Source organism: Paraburkholderia sp. BL25I1N1 (assembly GCF_003002025.1).
Taxonomy (GTDB): Bacteria; Pseudomonadota; Gammaproteobacteria; order Burkholderiales; family Burkholderiaceae; genus Paraburkholderia.
This window is the reverse complement of sequence record NZ_PVZB01000010.1, coordinates 30,305-50,765: the sequence shown is the minus strand read 5'-3', so window position 1 is coordinate 50,765 and position 20,461 is coordinate 30,305. Positions and strand designations below refer to the sequence as shown.

Annotated in this window: 15 protein-coding genes; 9 read left to right on the top strand and 6 right to left on the bottom strand. The window is 63.1% G+C overall.

Going from position 1 to position 20,461, the window contains the following annotated elements:
* Nucleotides 1-26: 26 nt before the first annotated feature.
* Nucleotides 27-1,739 carry a SulP family inorganic anion transporter gene (locus B0G73_RS16340; protein ID WP_106282357.1) on the top strand — a complete coding sequence of 571 codons (1,713 nt, stop codon included), beginning with the start codon at nt 27-29 and terminating at the stop codon, nt 1,737-1,739.
* A gap of 49 nt (nt 1,740-1,788) precedes the next feature.
* On the opposite strand, the gene B0G73_RS16335 is transcribed toward B0G73_RS16340, so the two are convergent.
* The 3 genes from B0G73_RS16335 to B0G73_RS16325 all read right to left on the bottom strand — a co-directional run bounded on the left by B0G73_RS16335 (nt 1,789) and on the right by B0G73_RS16325 (nt 3,893).
* Nucleotides 1,789-2,136, bottom strand: a complete 348-nt coding sequence (locus B0G73_RS16335) for a hypothetical protein (protein ID WP_106282356.1) — start codon at nt 2,134-2,136, stop codon at nt 1,789-1,791.
* A 69-nt stretch (nt 2,137-2,205) separates the two neighbouring features.
* Nucleotides 2,206-2,844 (bottom strand): LysE family translocator, encoded by a 639-nt coding sequence (locus B0G73_RS16330; protein ID WP_106282355.1) that lies wholly within the window; start codon nt 2,842-2,844, stop codon nt 2,206-2,208.
* A gap of 164 nt (nt 2,845-3,008) precedes the next feature.
* Entirely contained in the window at nt 3,009-3,893 is an 885-nt protein-coding gene (locus tag B0G73_RS16325) for a LysR family transcriptional regulator (protein WP_106282354.1), read from the bottom strand.
* A 144-nt stretch (nt 3,894-4,037) separates the two neighbouring features.
* Here B0G73_RS16325 and B0G73_RS16320 point away from each other — a divergent pair, with 144 nt between their 5' ends.
* The 6 genes from B0G73_RS16320 to B0G73_RS16295 all read left to right on the top strand — a co-directional run bounded on the left by B0G73_RS16320 (nt 4,038) and on the right by B0G73_RS16295 (nt 13,044).
* Nucleotides 4,038-4,472, top strand: a complete 435-nt coding sequence (locus B0G73_RS16320) for a VOC family protein (protein ID WP_012427720.1) — start codon at nt 4,038-4,040, stop codon at nt 4,470-4,472.
* Nucleotides 4,473-4,793: 321 nt separating this feature from the next.
* A complete protein-coding gene (locus B0G73_RS16315) occupies nt 4,794-8,024 on the top strand; it encodes an efflux RND transporter permease subunit (protein WP_106282353.1) in 3,231 nt (1,076 codons plus the stop codon).
* A gap of 61 nt (nt 8,025-8,085) precedes the next feature.
* The gene (locus B0G73_RS16310; protein ID WP_106282352.1) at nt 8,086-9,309 is read left to right on the top strand and encodes an efflux RND transporter periplasmic adaptor subunit; all 1,224 of its coding nucleotides are present in this window, start codon (nt 8,086-8,088) and stop codon (nt 9,307-9,309) included.
* A complete protein-coding gene (locus B0G73_RS16305) occupies nt 9,306-10,802 on the top strand; it encodes an efflux transporter outer membrane subunit (protein ID WP_106282351.1) in 1,497 nt (498 codons plus the stop codon). Before B0G73_RS16310 ends, B0G73_RS16305 begins: the two co-directional genes overlap by 4 nt.
* 101 nt (nt 10,803-10,903) lie before the next feature.
* Nucleotides 10,904-11,590 (top strand): heavy metal response regulator transcription factor, encoded by a 687-nt coding sequence (locus tag B0G73_RS16300; RefSeq protein WP_064269182.1) that lies wholly within the window; start codon nt 10,904-10,906, stop codon nt 11,588-11,590.
* Nucleotides 11,587-13,044, top strand: coding sequence for a heavy metal sensor histidine kinase (locus B0G73_RS16295; RefSeq protein WP_106282350.1), 1,458 nt, complete (start codon nt 11,587-11,589; stop codon nt 13,042-13,044). Before B0G73_RS16300 ends, B0G73_RS16295 begins: the two co-directional genes overlap by 4 nt.
* A gap of 80 nt (nt 13,045-13,124) precedes the next feature.
* Here the strand turns inward: B0G73_RS16295 and dinB are convergent, their stop codons facing one another.
* Nucleotides 13,125-14,270, bottom strand: a complete 1,146-nt coding sequence (gene dinB / locus B0G73_RS16290; protein ID WP_106282349.1) for a DNA polymerase IV — start codon at nt 14,268-14,270, stop codon at nt 13,125-13,127.
* A gap of 271 nt (nt 14,271-14,541) precedes the next feature.
* On the opposite strand from dinB, the gene B0G73_RS16285 reads away from it, so the two are divergent.
* The gene (locus tag B0G73_RS16285) at nt 14,542-15,717 is read left to right on the top strand and encodes an aminotransferase class V-fold PLP-dependent enzyme (RefSeq protein WP_106282348.1); all 1,176 of its coding nucleotides are present in this window, start codon (nt 14,542-14,544) and stop codon (nt 15,715-15,717) included.
* On the opposite strand, the gene B0G73_RS16280 is transcribed toward B0G73_RS16285, so the two are convergent.
* Nucleotides 15,680-16,810, bottom strand: a complete 1,131-nt coding sequence (locus B0G73_RS16280) for a sensor histidine kinase (protein ID WP_106282347.1) — start codon at nt 16,808-16,810, stop codon at nt 15,680-15,682. The genes B0G73_RS16285 and B0G73_RS16280 overlap by 38 nt on opposite strands.
* A 213-nt stretch (nt 16,811-17,023) precedes the next feature.
* On the opposite strand from B0G73_RS16280, the gene B0G73_RS16275 reads away from it, so the two are divergent.
* Nucleotides 17,024-19,432 carry a PAS domain S-box protein gene (locus tag B0G73_RS16275; RefSeq protein WP_106282346.1) on the top strand — a complete coding sequence of 803 codons (2,409 nt, stop codon included), beginning with the start codon at nt 17,024-17,026 and terminating at the stop codon, nt 19,430-19,432.
* A gap of 228 nt (nt 19,433-19,660) precedes the next feature.
* Here B0G73_RS16275 and B0G73_RS16265 read toward each other — a convergent pair whose 3' ends face one another.
* Nucleotides 19,661-20,224, bottom strand: coding sequence for an Hsp20/alpha crystallin family protein (locus tag B0G73_RS16265; protein ID WP_106282344.1), 564 nt, complete (start codon nt 20,222-20,224; stop codon nt 19,661-19,663).
* Nucleotides 20,225-20,461 lie beyond the last annotated feature (237 nt).

Sequence of the window (20,461 nt, the reverse complement as noted above, 5' to 3'; positions counted from 1 at the left end):
TAACCTGGATTAGGGCGGTATCGCGTATGCGAGATTTTCTGGCGACTTTTGCGGCACGCGCCAGCGTGCTGAAGGGCGTCCTTCCTCTGAACCGCGCCGCGGCGGCGCGCGATGCGTTGGCCGGTGTGCAGCTTGCGTCGATGGATATTCCGCAAGTGCTCGGCTACGCGCGTATTGCCGGCATGCCGGCTGTGACGGGCTTGTACACGGTCTTTCTGCCGCTGATCGCCTTTGCGTTTTTCGGCGCCTCGCGGCATCTGGTCGTCGCCGCGGACTCCGCGACCGCCACCATCTTCGCAAGCCGGCTTTCCACCATGGCGCCGGCCTTCAGCGCTGAATATGCCGCGCTCGCCGCGATGGTCGCCTTGCTGACCGCTGCGTTGCTGTTCATCGCGCGGATTTTCAAACTGGGCTTTCTCGCCGATTTTCTGTCGCGCACCGTGCTGGTCGGCTTCCTTGCAGGCGTCGGCGTACAGGTCGGCATTGCGATGCTCGGCGACATGCTCGGCTTGCCCGGACATGCCGCGCGCAGCGTCGATCAGCTCATGCTGGTGGTGCGCGAAGTTAGCCAGATCCATCGGCCGACGCTCGCCATTTCGCTGCTGGTGGTCGTCGCCATTCTGACGTGCAAACGCTTTCTGCCACGCGTGCCGGTGCCGTTGATCGCGGTCGTGGCGGGTATTGCGGCGAGCGACATGTATCGCTTTCCGGCCCACGGCATTGCCGTGCTCGGCCCGGTGGCGGGCGGCTTGCCACCGCTGCGCGTACCGTCGGTGACATGGCAGCAGATGCTCGATCTGCTGCCCGTGGCGGCGTCCTGCTTCGTGATGATCGTCGCGCAGAGCGCCGCCGCGAGCCGCGTGTTCGCCGAGCGTCACCACGAACCGGTCGATACCAACGCCGACTTGCTCGGCATCGCCGCGGCCAACGCGGCGGCGGCGTTTTCAGGCGCCTTCGTGGTGAACGGCAGTCCGACGCAAACCGCCATGGCCGATCTCGCCGGCACGCGCAGCCAGTTTGCGCAGTTGGTCTTCGCGGCCGTGGTGGTGGCGGTGCTGCTGTTTTTCAGCCGCTTTTTGCAGTATCTGCCGCACTGCATTCTCGCCAGCATCGTGTTCACGATCGCCGTCGGCCTGATCAATCTGAAGACCTTGTTTGCGATTCGCCGGGAGAGCCCTGGCGAATTCGCGCTGGCCGTGTTCACCGCGGCGGCCGTGGTGCTGATTGGCGTCGAGCACGGCATTCTGGTGGCGGTGGCGCTCTCGCTGCTGCGTCACGTGCGCCACAGCTACCGTCCGCACACGATGATTCTCGCCCCCAACGACGACGGCGTCTGGGTGCCGGTGCCCGCCGTGCCCGGCGTTCAGACCGCGCCGGGCCTGATCGTCTACCGCTTCGGCGCCGATCTGTTTTACGCGAACGACCACTTTTTCGTCGACGATACTCGGCGCCTGATCGACCTTGCGCCGAGCAAGGTGCGCTGCTTCGTGATCGACGCAAGCGCGATCACCGACATCGACTATTCGGCCTCACGCTCGATTGGCGAGTTGTGCCAGACATTGAAAAGCCAGGGCATCGAGGTATTGTTCGCGCGCGTGAACCGCTATCTGCGTTCGGACATGGACCGGCACGGCATCACGCCGATCGTTGAGGAAGGTTGCATTTTCAACACCTTGCACGAAGCGCTGCGCACGGCCGGCGTGGAGAAACCCGACCGGCATGTGAAAGAGGCCACGTGAGCGCGGGATTGCGCGAGGGCAGCGCGATGCGCGGCTTCCGGCGACACGGCTATTCGTCAGCGAAGAAATAGCCGATGAAGAAACACACGCCCGCGATAACAGCGCCCAACACCGCGACGGTATAAGCGAGCGCCGTGCCGTGCCACAGTCCGTCGAACCACTGATGAAGCTGCGCCATCAGCACCGCGGCATTGCCGCCAATACGCTGCAATTCGATCTGATAGCGCGGATCGGCCACGCTGTACATGGAGACGGCGCTGTCCGGCGGCGGCGTGGTCGCGTAAATGATCACGGCCAGAATCACGCCGGCCACGAATGCCGTGATGCCCGCGAGGTAGAGCCGCTTGCGCCATGGCGAGCGCTGCGCTGCCGGATTCACTTCGTTACCGCCGCTCATCGTATTCGTCTATCCGCTTCAATTGTCACGGTGACAGTATCGCAGAGCGGCGGGCGCCTCCGGACGCGCTCAGCTTTTCGAAGTCAGCAGCTTGATGCCGGCAATGCCGAACATGATGGCGAGCGAGCCGTCCAGCCAGCGCCGGATCGACGCGTAGATGCGCCGCGCGGAAGCGGTCGAAAACAGCACCGCATAGCTGCTGAACACCGACATGCCGATGCACATGCAGCCGAGCACCACCGGCGTGGTATGCGAGGTGCCGCCGGCCGGCGACATGGCCAGCGAGACGATCGAGAGCCACACCAGAATCGCTTTTGGATTGGTGAGATGCAGCAGCAGGCCGCGCAGATAGAGACGCTTGAGTGGTTCGCTGTCACGCGCCGCGCCCGTGGGCAGCGCCTTTGGACGGAACGCGGAGCGCGCGGATTTGAAGCCGAGCCACAGCAGATACAGCCCGCCGGCAATCTTGATCGCCACCAGACATTCCGAGTAAGTGGCGAGTACGGCCGACAAACCCAGTGACGCCAGCAGCGCCCAGAAGTACGAACCCGACACCACGCCGAGCGCGAAGGTGAGCGCGGAACGGCGGCCCGCGCTCATCGCCAGCGACATGATCGCGAGATTGCTTGGCCCAGGGCTCGCCGTACCGACGAAGTAGGCGCTGTAAGCGATCAGGACATCGGCGGTGAGGAAACTGCTGGCGATCATGGGCTGGACCTCGGCGGCGGGCAGGGCGTGCGGCTCGCAGCGCACACGCGTAGGGAGCGCGAGTCGTCACGCGAACGCAGATTTTGCGCGCGGGCGGAAGAATCTCACAGATACAGTTCGTTGCTCCAGCAACAGCACAATCGCGCGGACGCGGCGGCTTGGGCTCACGCACCGGCTGCCATGCCGATGCAATCCGCGAGCGCGCCGGCCACCGCCTGGCGACTATGCCGCGGACGCTGCACGAGGCCGATCTCCCGCTGAAACGTCGCCTCGCCGAGTTCGAGCGCGACGACGCCGGCCGGCCATTTGCCGAGTCCCGCGCTATTCGGAAGCAGCGCCACGCCGATGCCGCGCGCGACCAGTTGCACGATGCCTTGCAACTCGTCCAGTTCGATCACGTCGCGCACATTGACCCGCGAGCGCCGCAGAAACCGGTCGACCAGCCTGCCGCCGAACGAACTGCGGTCGTAGCGGATAAACGGTTCGCTGCGCAGCAGTTCGCGCCAGGACCGCGTCGCGCCCTTGCCGCGCACGAGCGCCTTGGGCACGAGCAGCACGAACGGTTCGGTGACGAGCGTGCGCCATTCGAGTTCGGACGGCAACGCGAAGGGCGGTTTGATGATGACGGCCAGGTCCAGTTCGCCCGAATCGACTTGCCCCAGCAAGCCCAGCGACACGCCGGGCACGACCCGAATGCGCCAGCCGGGACGGTCGTCGCGAAAGCGCGCGAGTGCGTCGGCGAGAAACGACACTTGCGCGGATGCAATGGCGCCCACCCGCAGCATGCCGCTTTCCGCCGCGACCGCGCCACGTTCGGAGAGCCGCGCGTAGAGCGTCATCATTTCCTCGGCGAGCGTGAGCGTTTCGCGGCCGGCGTCGTTGAGTGTGGCGGAGCGGCCGGTGCGGTCGAAGAGCGCGAAGCCGAGTTCTTCTTCGAGCCGTTGCATTTGCGCGCTCACGGCGGATTGCGTCAGGCCGATGCGCGCGCCGGCGCCCGAAAACGTGCCGTACTGGCTCACAGCGATGAAAGTCTTGAGTTCGCTTAGCATTTTTGATTGATCGAATTTAGTGTTAGTCAGATCAAATATATATCGTTTTTCAACATTTTTAGTCATGGTTAAACTTGGCTTCACGCGTGAGGTTTTCAAAATGCCTGCACGCTCAACCCAATTCCAATCAGCGAGTTCCCCATCATGAGCGTTGCCGATACCGTCTTGCCGCCGTTCCATCTGGCGTTCCCTGTTCATAGCCTTGCCGCCGCGCGCGAGTTTTACGGCGAACTGCTGGGCTGCCCGGAAGGGCGCAGCTCGGACGCGTGGGTCGATTTCAATTTCTATGGCCATCAGATCGTCGCGCATCTCGCGCCTGAGGAAATCGGCCATCGTCATACCAGCAAGGTCGACGGCGATGCCGTGCCGGTCCGTCACTTCGGCGCGGTGCTCTCGATGGCGCAATGGCAGGCCGCCGCAGACAAGCTGCAAGCGGCCGGCATCGACTTCATCATCGAGCCGCATGTGCGTTTCAAGGGCGAAGTGGGCGAACAGGCGACCATGTTCTTCCTCGACCCGTCGGGCAATGCGCTGGAATTCAAGGCGTTCGCGGATATGTCGGCGTTGTTTGCGAAGTAACGCCGGTAGCGGCGTGGCAAAGGGTCGAGGATCGACCAGGCTTTGAATGCGCGTGAAGTATTTGCTTCGCGCAAAACAATCCATGCGATGTTTCGCGACGCGCTCGCGCGACATCGCATTGAAGCGGCACCCCAATTCCGGCTATCTTCTCTTATCAAACGTTTGCTTGCCGGCAAACTCCACGCAGTTCAAGCACCGTTTTTCCTTACGTTAGCCTTCCTGACAATTCCGCCATTTTGGCGCCATGCAGGTGTTGGTGCTAGCGATCTAGCATAAGCGCTGATTCACCATCCCTTACCTGCATTCATCCGGGCGCGTTTCATGTGGATCGTCAACGTTGCGCTTAAGCGGCCCTACACGTTCATCGTGATGGCCATTCTGATCTTGCTGGCGACGCCGTTCGTGCTGTTCACCACGCCGGTCGATGTGCTGCCGGAAATCAATATTCCGGTGGTCAGTATCATCTGGACCTACACGGGCTTGTCGGCCGAAGACATGGCCAACCGCATCACCTCGGTGAACGAGCGCAGTCTGACCACCACGGTCAACGACATCGAGCACATCGAATCGCAATCGCTCGCGGGCATCACGATCCTGAAGGTGTTCCTGCAGCCGAACGCGAACATTCAGACTGCGATCGCGCAAACGGTGGCCGTCGAACAGGCGCAGCTCAAGCAGATGCCGCCGGGCGCCACGCCGCCGCTCGTGATCAGCTACTCGGCTTCAAGCATTCCGGTGATCCAGCTCGGCCTGTCGAGCCCGAAACTCTCCGAGCAGGCGCTCAACGATACGGCGCTGAACTTTCTGCGCCCGCAACTCGTGACGATTCCCGGCGCGGCCGTGCCGTATCCGTATGGCGGCAAGTCGCGGCTGATCTCGGTCGACCTGAACACGCGCGCGCTGCTTGCCAAAGGCCTGACGCCTTCCGATGTGGTCAGCGCGTTCAACGCGCAAAACCTGATCTTGCCGACCGGCACGGCGAAGATCGGACCGAAGGAATACACGATCAACATGAACGGCTCGCCCAGCACGCTGGAAGGGCTCAACGATATTCCGGTGCGCACGCTCAACGGCGCGACCACGTATCTGCGTGAAGTCGCGCATGTGCGTGACGGTTTCTCGCCGCAGACCAATATCGTGCGGCAGGACGGGCATCGCGGCGTGCTGATGTCGGTGCTCAAGAACGGCAGTGCCTCGACGCTCTCCATCGTGAATACGCTGAAGGGGCTGCTGCCGAACGCACAAGCGGCATTGCCGCCCGATCTGAAAATCACTGCATTGTTCGATCAGTCGGTGTTCGTGAAAGCGGCGGTGCAGGGCGTAGTGCGCGAGGCGCTGGTCGCCGCCGCGCTGACCGCCGCGATGATCCTGCTGTTCCTCGGCAACTGGCGCAGCACCTGCATTATCGCGATCTCGATTCCGCTGTCGATCCTGTCCTCGCTGATCGCGCTGCATGCGCTCGGGCAGACCATCAACATCATGACGCTCGGCGGCCTCGCGCTGGCGGTGGGGATCCTGGTGGACGATGCCACGGTGACGATCGAGAATATCGAACGGCATCTGCATATGGGCACGAATCTGCACGACGCAATTCTCGACGGCGCGGGTGAAATTGCGATTCCGGCGCTGGTGTCCACGCTCTGTATCTGTATCGTGTTCGTGCCGATGTTCTTCCTGACCGGCGTGGCGCGTTATCTGTTCGTGCCGCTCGCCGAAGCTGTGGTGTTCGCCATGCTGGCGTCGTACATTCTCTCGCGTACGCTGGTGCCGACCCTCGCGATGCTGTTGATGGGGCACGCGCACAAGCCGAAGCCGAGCGCGAAGCCGAATTTGTTCATGCGCCTCTATCACCGCTTCGATCGTGGGTTCGAGCGCATGCGCGCCGGCTACATCATGATTCTGAGCAGCTTGCTGGTGCGTCGCGGCATGTTCGGCAGCGTGTTCCTCGGCTTTTGCGTCGTCTCGATGGGCCTGATTTTCGTGCTCGGCGAAGACTTCTTCCCGAGCGTGGACGCCGGCGACATTCGCCTGCATATGCGTGCGCCGACCGGCACGCGCATCGAGGAAACCGCGCGTCTCGCCGACGAAGTCGAAAAGGTGATTCGCGAGGTCGTGCCGCAGAAAGAACTCGGCACGATTCTCGACAACCTGGGATTGCCCTATAGCGGTATCAATCTTTCGTACAGCAATGCGGGCACGATCGGCACGCTCGACGGCGAGATCCAGGTGGCGCTCAATGAAGATCACAAGCCCACGCAAATCTACATGGACAAACTGCGCGCGATTCTGCCGCAGCGCTTTCCGGGCGTCGAGTTTTTCTTCCAGCCGGCCGACATCGTCACGCAGATTCTTAACTTCGGTTTGCCTGCTGCCGTTGACGTGCAGATTTCCGGCGCGAATCAGGAGGGCAACTTCGACATTGCGCGCAAGCTGCTGAAACAGGTGCGCATGATTCCCGGCACGGTGGACACGCACATCCAGCAGAAACTGGATGAACCGGCGATCAATCTTCAGATGGACCGCACGCGGCTTCAGCAACTCAATCTGAGCGCGAGCAATGTGGCGCAAAACGTGCTCATTTCCTTGTCGGGCAGCTCGCAAACATCGCCGGGTTTCTGGTTCAACAACCGCAACGGCGTGGAATACAACGTCGCGGTGCAAACGCCGCAGTACCAGGTGTCGTCGATCGATGAACTCTTGCGCACGCCGGTCTCCGGTTCGGCCAGCGGCCCGACGCAACTGCTCGGCAACCTGGTGCGGGTCGCACCGCAGACGCAGTTCGCCGAAGTCACGCACTACAACATCAGGCCGGTGATCGATCTGTATGTGAGCGTCGAGAAGCGCGACCTCGGGAGCGTGGCGAATCAGGTCGACAAGCTGGTGGACAACGTGCGCGCGTCGCTGCCGCGCGGCAGTCAGATTACGGTGCGCGGCCAGGTGCAGACCATGCGCAGTTCGTTCTTCGGACTGGGACTCGGCGTGGCGATGGCGATCGTGCTGGTGTACCTGCTGATCGTCGTGAACTTCCAGTCGTGGGTCGATCCGCTGATCATCGTCAGCGCGTTGCCCGCGGCGCTGGCGGGCATTGTGTGGATGCTGTTCCTGACCGGCACGCACCTGAGCGTGCCGGCCTTGACCGGCGCGATCATGACCATGGGCGTGGCTACCGCCAACAGTATTCTGATGGTGTCGTTCGCGCGCCAGCGTCTGTCCGCCGGCGCACCGCCGCTGACCGCCGCGCTCGAAGCCGGCGCAAGCCGGATCAGGCCGGTGCTGATGACGGCCTTCGCGATGATCATCGGCATGATTCCGATGGCGCTCGGTCTGGGCGAAGGCGCCGAGCAGAATGCGCCGCTCGGCCGCGCGGTGATCGGCGGCTTGCTGTTCGCCACCGTGTCCACACTGTTTTTCGTGCCGCTGGTGTTCGCGGCGATTCACTCGCGCCTCGCGCGCCGCCACCGCGGCGACGACGACAATGGCGGCGCGAATCACACGAGTTCCCACGACGACGGCCCCGCGCCCGAGCACGGCGGCGCTGGCAAGCCCGCGTAAAGTTAAATGACGGCTGACTGATATGGCTGACTGAGATGGCTGACTGAGATGGCTGACTGAGATGACCGAAAAAACTCATGCATCGCTAGCGATTCCTGCGCGAGAGACGGAAGGCGGCCACGCCTTGCCACCGCGCCATCAAGAATGGAAGCGCGCCAAAATCGCCGTGTGGATCGTGCTGGCGCTGCTGGCCGTCGGGGCCTTGCGCACCGTGACCGCCAACATCATGCAAAACCGTGCGGTGGCGGAGACCACGAAGCAGAACGCCACGCAGTATGTGAACGTGGTGAGCCCGACCCAGACCGAAGGCGGCGGCGATACCTTGCTGCCGGGCACGCTGCGCGGCTACGTCGAATCGCCGATCTTTGCGCGTTCCACCGGTTATCTGCTGCACTGGTACGCCGATATCGGCGCGCGAGTGAAGCAGGGCCAATTGCTCGCCGATCTGGATACGCCGGAAATCGATCAGGAACTCGCGCAAGCTTTGGCGCAGCGCCAGCAAACCAGTTCGAGCCTCGGCCTCGCGAAAAGCTCACTGGATCGTTGGCAGCAATTGCGTCAGCGCGATGCGGTCTCGCAGCAGGAACTCGACGAACGGCAGAGCACTTATACGCAAGACGTCGCCAATCTCGCTGCCGCCGACGCCAACGTCAAGCGCCTGCAGCAGCTCGAATCGTTCAAGCGGATCGTCGCGCCGTTCGCGGGCGTGGTCACGCAACGCAATGTGGATGTCGGTGACCTGATCGACGCGGGCAGCGGCACGAGCCGCGCGCTCTTCGCGCTCGCGCAGTCGGACCCGCTGCGCGTTTATGTGCAATTGCCGCAGGCGTACGCGCAAAACGTGTCGGCGGGACAGAAGGTGGTGGTGACGCAGGCCGAACTGCCGGGCCAGCAATTCCACGGCACGATCACGCACATTTCCGGCGCGATCGACGTGCCCACCCGTTCGCTGCAGATCGAAGTGACCTTGCCGAATCCGGACGACAAGCTGCGCCCCGGCGCGTATGTCCAGGTCGCGGTGCCGGCCCTGGCGCATGCGCGATTGACGGTGCCCGGCAATGCTTTGCTGTTTCGTGCCGAAGGCCCGCGCGTCGCCGTGGTCGATGCAAAGGGCAACGTGCAGCTGCACAAGATCGTGATCGCGCAGGATCTCGGACAGTCGCTTGAAATCGAAAGCGGCGTCGAGGCGAACGACAAGATCATCCTCAACCCGAGCGATTCGATCGCGGACGGCGATCACGTGCAGATCCAGCAGCCGCAAACCAACCGCAAGGGGGCGTCGTGAAGCATGTGGCCACATGCCGTGCGCTGACGACGCTGGCGGGCGCGGCGTTGCTGGCCGCGTGCACGGTCGGGCCGAATTACGAGCGGCCGCAGGCCGAGGTGCCGCCCAGCTGGCAAACCGATTCGTACTGGCGCGTGGCCGTGCCGTCTCATGCACCGATCTCGCCGGACTGGTGGAGCGCGTTCAGCGATCCAACGCTCGCCACGCTGGAAACGCAGGCGCTCGCGCAGAATCAGACGCTGGTCGCGGCCAGCGCGCATTACGAGCAGGCCCGGGCGACGCTCGCGAATAACCGCGCACAGCAGATTCCCGAAGTCGATTTCGCGGCGCAGGGATCGCGCTTCCGGATTTCGCAGAACCGTCCACGAACGAATTACGGCACGCCCACGACGTCGACGGTGCAAAACAATGTGCAGCTCGGCCCCACGATCAGCTACGACACCGATCTATTCGGCCGGATACGTCGCGAAGTGGAAGGCGCGGCGGCTTCCGCGCAGCAATCGGCGGATGATCTGGCCAACGCGCGGCTCGTGCTCACCACCGATCTCGCCAGCGACTATTTCTCGCTGCGTGAGCTCGACGCCGAGATCGACGTGCTGAATCGGTCGGTGAAACTGCAGCAGAAGGCGCTCGACTACGTCACCACGGAACATGATCTCGGTTCGGTGTCCGGGCTCGACGTGCTGCAACAGAAGTCGCTGCTCGACTCGACGCGCGTGCAGGCGCAACTGCTGCTGAATCAGCGGGCGCAGTTCGAACATGCGATCGCTGCTTTGGTCGGCGTGCCCGCGCCGCAGTTTTCGATCGAGCCCAAGGTGCTCGCGGTTCAGGTGCCGTCGATTCCGCTTGGCGTGCCCAGCGACGTGTTGCAGCGACGGCCGGATGTCGCCTCGGCGGAGCGCGCAATGGCCGCGGCGAACGCGCAGATCGGCGTCGCCAGGGCGGCATTCTTCCCGAGTCTCACGCTGGCGCCGAGCATCGGTTGGGAAAGCACGCAGTTTGCCAGCCTGCTGAGCGCGCCGACGCTGATGTGGACGCTCGGCGCGGCAGTCGGCCAGGTGCTGTTCGACGGCGGCCGTCGCGCGGCCAACGTGAAGTTCGCGAGCGAAGGCTACAAGGCCACCGAGGCGAACTACCGCCAGACCGTGCTCACCGCGTTCCAGCAGGTGCAGGACGGCATCACCGGACTGTCCGTGCTGGATGGCGCGGCGAAGCAGTCGAGCGAGGCCGTCACCGATGCGCAGCGTCTGCTGGCGCTCGCCAACGACCGCTATTCGGGCGGCCTCGTCGCGTACCTCGACGTGATCACCGCGCAGCAGTCGCTGCTCACCAGCGAGCGCCAGGACGTGCAGATTCACGGCCAGCAGATGACGTTGTCGGTCTCTCTCGTGAAGGCGCTCGGCGGCGGCTGGGACGTCGGCACGGACATGTCGAATACGCCGGAGGGCACGCAGCCCGGCGACACGAAGGAGGCGATGGCTCCCGCGCGGTGAGCTAGCGGATCATGAAGCAGCAGGGGCGGCAGCGGGAGCACGCGGCGGTGCGCAAGACGATTGCAAGGCGTTTCGTATAATGCACATACAAGGGGACGCGCATGAAATTGCTGATTGTTGAAGACGAGCACAAGGTGGTGGACTACCTGCGCTCCGGTTTGACAGAGCAGGGGTGGGTCGTCGACGTTGCGCTCGACGGCGAGGAAGGCATGCATCTGGCCACCGAATTCGATTACGACGTGATCGTCCTCGATGTGATGCTGCCCAAACGCGACGGCTTCAGCGTGTTGAAGGCGCTGCGTATGCGCAAGTCCACGCCGGTCATCATGCTCACCGCGCGCGATCACGTGAACGACCGCGTGCGCGGCCTGCGCGAAGGCGCCGACGACTACCTCACCAAGCCCTTTTCGTTTCTCGAACTGGTCGAGCGGCTTCATGCTCTCGCGCGCCGCACGCGCTCGCAGGAGTCGACGCTGATTTCCGTCGGCGATCTGTTCGTCGATCTGATCGGCCGGCGCGCGACGCGCGACGGCGTGCGCCTCGACCTCACCGCCAAGGAATTCCAGCTGCTCAGCGTGCTGGCGCGCCGGCAAGGCGACATTCTGTCGAAGACCGCGATTACCGAACTCGTCTGGGACGTCAACTTCGACAGCCATACCAACGTGGTCGAGACCGCGATCAAGCGATTGCGCGCCAAGCTCGACGGCCCGTTCCCCTCCAAACTGCTGCACACCGTGCGCGGCATGGGGTACGTGCTCGAAGTGCGTGAAGAGGCGGAGCAGCCATGAACAGGTCGATTGCCCGGCGCCTCGCGTTGATGTTCGCGTTGGTCGCGCTGTTCGTGTTCACGCTGGTCGGCACGGGGCTCTTTCTGGTGCTGCGCACGCAGCTCGAACATCATCTGCGCGAGTCGCTCGACGACCGCACGCAGATCGCGCGCATCATCGTGTATCACGCCGTGACGCCGGAGAAGTGGCGCATGGCGCGCGAAAAGCTTACCGACATGACGCCGCGCGACGGCAGCACGGTATATGCGGTGTCGAGCACCGATCCGTATTTCCATTACGGCACGCCGGTCGGCGGCTCGGTGGTCACGAGCTGGGCCGGCGGCTATGCGCGCGTGACGCCGGCGGGCGGCGGCCAGGACATGCTGACCTCCACGGTGACGATTCCGGCTTACGGCGCCCGTCCGGCGGTGCAGTTGCAGGTGGCCGCGAGCTATTCGCCCAATGTACGCACCATGCGCGTGTTCGGCTCGGCGCTCGCCGCGTTGTCGGCGCTCGGCAGTCTTGGCGTGTTGCTGCTCAGCTATTCGGTCACGCGGCTCGGTCTCGCGCCGCTCACGCGTCTCACGCGCGACGCTTCCGCCGTGAGTCCGAATAACCGCTCGCAGCGTCTGAATACGGCCTCGCTGCCGCTCGAACTGAACGACCTGGCCAACTCCTTCAATGGTGCATTGGAGCGGCTCGATGGTGCGTATGGCCGCCTCGAATCATTCAATGCGGACGTGGCCCACGAACTGCGCACGCCGGTGACGATTCTGATCGGCCAGACGGAAGTGGCGTTGACACGCAATCGCTCGGTCGACGATCTGCGTCACACGTTGCAATCGAATCTCGAAGAATACGAGCGCATGCGGGCGATCATCAACGACATGCTGTTTCTCGCACGCGCCGATCAGGGCGAGCGCGCGACGGGTCTCGTCGACGTGTCGCTGGCCGCGGAAGTCGCGCATACGCTGGAGTTTCTGGAGATACCGCTCGAAGAAGCGCGGGTGCATGCGCAATTGCGCGGCGACGCCCTGGCGCGCGTGAACCGCTCGCTGTTCGGCCGCGCCTGCACGAATCTGTTGATGAACGCTATCCAGCATTGCGAGCCGGACGCCGAGATCAGCGTGACGATCGTGAGTGACGAGAGTCAGGTGCGCGTGGCGGTGGCCAATCCCGGTGAGCCGATCTCGCCGGATGTGCTCGAACATCTGTTCGACCGCTTCTACCGCGCGGAAGTCTCGCGCACGAATAGCCGCGAAAATCACGGCCTCGGGCTTGCGATCGTGAAAGCGATCGCGGAGATGCATCGCGGCACCGTGTCCGCGCAAAGCGCGCACGGCATCAACACCTTTGTGTTTTCGGTCGCGGCGGTTTCGCCGACGGAAGCCGGCGTGCCGGCGGCGCGCTCGAATCCGGGTGCGGCTGCTGACGGAACCGGTTATCCGCCACTGGTGAAGAGCAAGTCAGCCTGAATCGGCAGATGCCGCAGCAGCGTTCGAAGGTCGTCTCGCGGCTCGTCGAGATACATTCGCTCCGCAAGCCGGTACATGGACTAGAAATCCAGCGTGAACTGAGCCGGCGCGTCGCTCTCCGTCGCTCCCGCGCGTTGGAGGCCGCCTGCCTTCACGCCCAGCAACCTGATGGATTTAACCAGTTCTACCCGTTTCAGACATTGGGTGGCCGCGTGGCGCAGTGCCTTGGCGTCCGCAACCGGCTCCTGGAGTGTGACGTCACGCGTTACTGTCTGAAAGTCGTTGAAGCGGAGCTTGATCCCGATCCTGCGCGCGAGATAGCCTTTACGCTGCAAGTCCGACGCCACCTGTTCGCATAAACGGGTAAATGCAGTACCGAGTTCCCGCCTGTGTCGTACGGCGTGCAGGTCCTGCTCGAAGGTGGTCTCGCGGCTCATCGAGACAGGCTCGCTGTAAGTCACCACTGGCCTGTCATCGAGCCCATGGGAAACTCTGCGAAGCCATGCCCCATAGCTCCGTCCGAACTGTTCGATCAGCCATTGCTCGCTGCATGCGGCAATGTCACCGATGGTCGTTATCCCTAGCGACGTCAGCTTGGCGTTAGCCTTCGGCCCGATACCGTTGATTTTTGCCGCAGCCATTGGCCAGATCCTGGCTTGCAGATCCTCACGCCGCAGAATGGTGATTCCGTCTGGCTTCTGGATGTCCGAACATAGTTTTGCCAGGAGCTTATTGGGCGCAATGCCGACCGAACATGTGAGATTGGTCGCCTCGAAGACGGCGGATTTCAGCTTCCGTGCAATTTGCTCCGATTCGTCGTTCAGAAGCGATAGATCGGCGTAGACCTCGTCGATGCCCACGTCCTCGACTGTCGGACTGACGGACCGGATTGCGTCCTTGAACAGTCGTGAGTACGTTCGATAGAGATCAAAGTTCACTGGAAGGAGAATGGCATCCGGCGCCAGCCGGGCTGCCTGCATGGTGGGCATTCCGGAGTGAACTCCGAACGCTCGTGCTTCGTAGGTTGCGGTCGTCAGGACGCCTCTGCCCGTATAGTCGCGTAAGCGCGCGAATTCACGCGTCCCGTCCGGGTTCGTTCGGGGCGCGTCCGAACGACGGCCGGCAACCACCATGGCTTGGCCTCGCAGTTCCGGATACTGCGAAAGTTCACAGGACGCAAAGAATGCGTCCATGTCAATATGGGCTATGCGCCTGTCATCTGGCATGCCTTGATACTCAAAAATAGCGTTCACGGTCTGGCTTGGCCAATAGGGCGCTTATCTGGACCCCAGTCATGAACGTCGATATAGCGAGAAGTCGCGTTCTGCGGCGCAAATACCTAGACTGTACATTCATACAGTGTTTTTGTCAGGTCGTAGGGCCTCGCGAACTGTCTGGCGCTTCGATCCGAGCGGCAGAATGCTTTTAGCCTCAGCCATAGATCGCTTTCGTTAGAATCTGTTTTCGATCCTTATATTTCTAAAACCGGAGACCAACGTGCCAGGCTTACTTCCCGATGTCGACCCCGAGGGGCTCCTCGAATATTCAGTCGTCTACACCGACCGATCCATCAATCACATGTCGCAACTCTTCCAGGGAGTCATGCGCGATATTTCCGATTCGCTGAAGAAGGTCTACAACGCGAAGTCGGCCGTGGTCGTCCCGGGCAGCGGGACTTTCGGCATGGAAGCCGTTGCCCGGCAGTTCGCAACGAACAGGAAGTGTCTGGTTATCCGCAATGGCTGGTTCAGTTATCGCTGGACGCAGATTTTCGACATGGGCGGCATTCCGTCTGAATCGATCGTGCTGAAGGCGCGCCCGGTCGAACAAGGGAGACAGGCGGCCTACGCGCCGCCGCCGATCGAAGACGTGGTCGCCGCGATCAGGGAAAACAAGCCGGATCTGGTGTTTGCGCCGCATGTCGAGACCGCCTCCGGGATCATGCTGCCGGACGCTTATTTGCGCGCGGTGGCCGACGCCGTGCATGCCGTCGGCGGCATGTTCGTACTGGATTGCATTGCCTCCGGCACGGTCTGGGTCGACATGAAGGCGAGCGGTGTCGACGTTCTGATCAGCGCGCCGCAAAAGGGCTGGAGCGCGTCACCGTGCTGCGGGCTGGTCATGCTGAGTCCGCTTGCACGCGAAAGGATCGACGGAACGACAAGCACCAGTTTCGCTTGCGATCTTCGCAAATGGCTGCAGATCATGGAAGCCTACGAGAACGGCGGGTTCGCTTACCACGCAACGATGCCCACGGACGGTCTCGCGATCTTGCGGGACGTCATGAAGGAGACCGAGACATACGGCTTCGATAAAGTGAGAGCGGAGCAGCTTGAACTCGGCAAGCGCGTTCGCGCGCTCCTTGCGGACAACGGTTTCAGAAGCGTGGCGGCCGAAGGCTTCGAGGCTCCGGGCGTGGTAGTTAGTTACACGGACGATGATGGGATTCGATCCGGCAAGAAGTTCGCGGATGCGGGGTTGCAGGTCGCGGCTGGAGTTCCGCTGCAATGTGACGAGCCAGAGGATTTTAAGACCTTCCGCATTGGGTTATTTGGCCTGGACAAACTGCACGACGTTGACGGTGCGGTGGAGAGGCTTGCGAAGGCGCTGGATCGTATTAACCTGCGCTCGCGTCTTACGGACTCGCAGAATGACGCGGCAGGCGCACCGTAAATACCGTTTCGGCCTCGTCCGAGCGGGCGCTGATATCGCCGCGGTGAGCCCGGGCGATTTCCTGGGCGATGTAGAGCCCGAGTCCCAGGCTATCCTGGGCGCTCGGCCCGCCTTCCGCACCCGGACCGCGCTCAAGGGGCTCGAAGATACGGTGGAGTGCTGACGGCGGTATTGCCTGGCCTTGATTTACCACCTCAATCGACACGTCCTCACCGTTCCCGGCCACCAGCACCTTTACAGCGGCGCTCGGCTCTCCGTACTTGAACGCATTTCCAACAAGGTTGCCCAGCATCTGCTGGATGCGCCGACTGTCGCACGTGGCTCGGGTATCGCCGGCGGTCTCAAGCTCGACCTTCCGGCCCGCGTGCGCGGCGCACAACTGGTCCAACTCGTCGGCCACCAGCGTGCCAAGATCGACCGGCGCCTGCGTCACGCGGATGCCCAGTCCGAGCTTGGTCCGGCTGAAGTCCAGCATGTCGTCCAGAAGCGCCTGCATGCGGGCGCCGCTTCGGATCAACCGGGCCGCAGCGGTGGATACTTCCTGGCCGTCGTTCAGTCTCGCGAGGTGGTGTGCGGTGACCTGGATGGTCTGCAAGGGGCTTCGCATATCGTGGCCCAGCATACCCAGCAGCAGGTTACGGCTCTGGTCGACCTGGTTCGTGAAAAAACTTACCGACTCGCTTAGGGCCTGGTCGATGGCTTCGTTAAACCGGATCACGTCGTCGAGTTCATCTGTCGGCGGGCCGCCGCTATCCAGCCATAACCTGAGCACCGCGGCGCGCAGGGCGCGATACTCGGCAGTCAGCTGATTGATATCGAAGCCGCCACGGGCACGGAGCACCGCGTGCGTCTGGGCAGCTGTTTCCGGCGCGTCGATCACCGGCGACACGCGGCCGTGCGACTTCGCGAGTTGCGCCTGCCTGGTCTGCGGCGTAGACAGGTCTTTCGCAATCGCCTCCAGGATTTGCTGCGCATGGTCCTGTAGTTCTCGCGAGGTCATGCCTTGGGCGGCGGGCAGCAATGTCGCGGCAAAAGATTCCCACTCGGCGAGAATTGCCTCCATTTCTTTCGAAATGAACTGAGCCAGTCGCATGTTTGTTCCGAAAGCGGCAACTTCGTGGCGGGCGGGTGGCCCGAATTCTGATCATCGTATCCGAACCGTCGCCCAGTTGGTGCAATGATCGGCCGCCCGCTGCGCCGGGTTCGATAATTGCTACCGTATCTAGACTAAAGTGCGCCCGCATCTATTGTTGCCGGGCACCCGACGGGCAGATCCACCGCACGTCTCATCCAAAAAATGACTTCCATGACCCCGCAATCCGATGCCTTCAGCTCTGTGTGGCTCCGGCTTTGGGCCGAATCCACCCAGGACTACTCCATCTTCGCCCTTTCGCCGGAAGGCACGGTGCTCACGTGGAACCCGGGCGGCGAATCCATTCAAGGCTATCGCCCCGACGAGATTATTGGCCGGTCGTTTGCCCTTTTTTACCCCGAGGCCGAGCGTGCCGCGGGCGCGCCCGAGGCCGCGCTGCGCGCCGCCACCGAGGGCGGGCGTTACATCGCGGAGGGCTGGCGCGTGCGCAAGGATGGCACGTCGTTCTGGGCGAACGTCGTCATGACACCGCTGCGCGACAGCAGCGGCAAGCTCATCGGTTTTGGCAAGGTGGTCCGCGACGTCAGCGACAAGAAGGCCGCTCACGACGCGGTGCTCGAGAGCGAGCGCAGCTTCCGTCTGCTGGTCCAGGGCGTTACCGACTATGCCATCTTCATGCTCTCGCCCGACGGGCACATCACCAGTTGGAACGCGGGGGCGCGCAGGATCAAGGGCTACACCGAGAAGGAGATCATCGGCTCGCATTTTTCCCGGTTCTACACCCCGGAGGATGTCGCGGCGGGGGTCCCCTTCCGGGGCCTGGGCACGGCACGGCGGGAGGGACGTTTCGAGGCCGAGGGCTGGCGCGTGCGCAGCGACGGAAGCCGTTTCTTCGCGCATGTCGTGATAGACGCCATTCATGAAAACGGTGAGCTGGTCGGATTTGCAAAAATCACACGCGACATCACCGAGCGACGGCGCGCCAGCGAGCAGCTCGAGCAAACGCAGAAAGCCCTGTTCCAGGCACAGAAGATGGAAGCCCTGGGCAAACTGACGGGCGGCGTGGCGCACGACTTCAACAACGTTCTCCAGGTCATGCGCGGCAATCTGGAACTGCTCGAAAGCCGGCACGGCCGCGACGGCTGGAGCGCCGAGCGGCTGGGCAACGCGCTCGACGCGGTCGATCGCGGCGCGAAGCTCGCGTCGCAACTGCTGGCCTTCGGTCGCCAGCAGCCTCTTGAGCCCGTCGTCATCAACCCGGCGCGTCAGTTGCAGGCGCTGGACGACCTCTTGCGGCGGGTACTAGGCGAGCGGGTCGAGATTGAGTCCGTCGTGGCCGGCGGCCTGTGGAATACCATCGCCGATCCCCATCAGCTTGAAAACGTGATCCTGAATCTGGCCATCAATGCGCGCGACGCGATGCCGGACGGCGGCAAGCTCACGCTTGAACTCGCCAACGCGACGCTCGACGACGAGTACGTCTCAGCGCTTACCGACGTCTCAGCGGGGCAGTATGTGATGCTGGCTGTCACGGACACGGGGACCGGCATGAGCCGGGAAGTGATTGAGCGCGCTTTTGACCCGTTCTTCAGCACGAAGCCAGAGGGCCGCGGCACGGGCCTCGGCCTGAGCATGGCCTACGGCTTCGTCAAGCAGAGTGGCGGCCATATCCGCCTCTACAGCGAGCTCGGTGAGGGAACGACCGTCAGGATCTATCTGCCCCGCTCGAGCGGCACGGCGGTTGAGACCAGGCGTAACACCGGGGGTGTCCTCAAGCACGGCAGCGAGACGATCCTGGTCGTGGAGGACGATCTGAAGGTCCAGGCGACCGTCGTTGAACTTCTCAGCGGTCTTGGTTATGCGGTACTCAAGGCCAACGACGCAGAGCAGGCACTGAGCGTCGTGGCGAGCGGCGTGCACATCGATCTGCTATTTACCGACGTGGTGATGCCCGGCGCGCTGCGCAGTCCGGAAATGGCCAGAAGGGCAGTCCAGATGCTGCCTGAATTGAAGGTGCTTTTTACGTCGGGTTATACGCAGAACGCGATCGTGCATGGTGGCCGGCTCGATCCTGGCGTGGAACTGCTGAGCAAGCCGTACAGCCGCCAGCAGCTCGCCTCCAAGGTGCGACAGGTGCTTGGTAAAAACGACACCGAAGCGACCGGAGCGGGTGCGGACGGTACGCGTCGAGGCGAGGAGGTCGGGCCAGGCGGAAACGGCGAGGGCCTGCGCATCCTGGTTGTGGAAGACGACGTTGCGTCGCTGGACGCAACCTGCGAACTGCTGATGCTGATCGGGATGCGTCCGCAGCGCGCAGAAAGCGCGGCGGCGGCGCTGAATGCGCTGGAAGCGGACGACTACGACGTCCTGTTCACGGACGTCATCATGCCGGACATGTCGGGCACCGAGCTCGCGCGACGCGCGGCTTCCGCCCGCCCGGCACTCCGGATCATTTTCGCTTCCGGAAACGTTGTCCCGGAGCACGAGAGGTTCGACTTCGAATGGTCGGCGCTGCGCAAGCCTTTCACGCTTGACCAGTTGCGCGCCGCCTTGCCGCCGGCCCACAGCTCACGGGCGAAGCGGCGTGCCGGCGATGGACAGGCGCGGACACGGGACAATTGAACGGACCGGCTCCGTGGCGCGGCCCGGTCGCCAGGCGGTAACTGGTGTTTTGTGGCGCAGCGAATTGCCGTCGATGCCCATCGAACTGTGCGTGAGGCCGCTACGTGAAAGACCGTACGGCCTCATCTTTTTTCCGGCGAACAGCGCGATCACGCTGTCGCGCTCGCGCCCGTCCATGAGACGAAGTTCCGAATCAGCCTTGATGACGGCTTCCTGCCGGCGCCCGGGCTAGCCGATATCAATCGTGCGGCCCACGGACCGCGCTGGCTCCGATTTCGGCACGGTCAACGTGAGCACACCGTTGTCGAACTTTGCCAGGGCATGATCGGGATCGGCGTTCTCCGGCATCGGGATCGTACGCACGAAGCTGCCATGGGCGCGCTCGAGCCGGTAGCATCCGTCTTCCTCGCTGCGCACATCCTGCTTTTTCTCGCCGCGCAACACGAACGCCCCATCTTCGACGGTGACAGTCAGATCCTCTCGCTGCATTCCAGGCAGTTCGACGGTCACGCGCAGCACTTTTCCTTCGTCGACCACGTCGATGCGCGGCTGGAAGCGCGATGAACTGAAGTCCCCAAACCATCGTTCCAGCGCGCCGCGGCCCGCGAAGGGGTCGTGAAAGAACTCCTCCACGACGCGCCACGGTTCGCGCATGAACAATCCCGGCAGGTCGGGCCAGGAGGCGCGCCACGGGTCGGTGGCCGGCTGGCTTTCCGGGCTGTCCGCATCGGACTTGCGCCCTGCGCGACGAAGGAATTTAAAAGGATTCCACTTCTTCAGATCCGTGTTCATCGTAGTTTCCTCCGGTAGTTTTCTCCTTAAGGCCAGTCTGGCAGGAGAGCCGGATGCCGGTCATCCGGCGCGAACAGTGGCGTGAGCGTCGATGTTTCCGGTTGCCCGCGCGCGGCCGTCGACACTCCTCGTTCGCGCGGCGAGCGGGTCGTCTCGCAGCAGCCGACGTAGCGGCATTGCCAGCGCGCTGCCAGTGTATTCACTCCGGCGTCCTGACCTCACAGTGGAAGGTGGTGG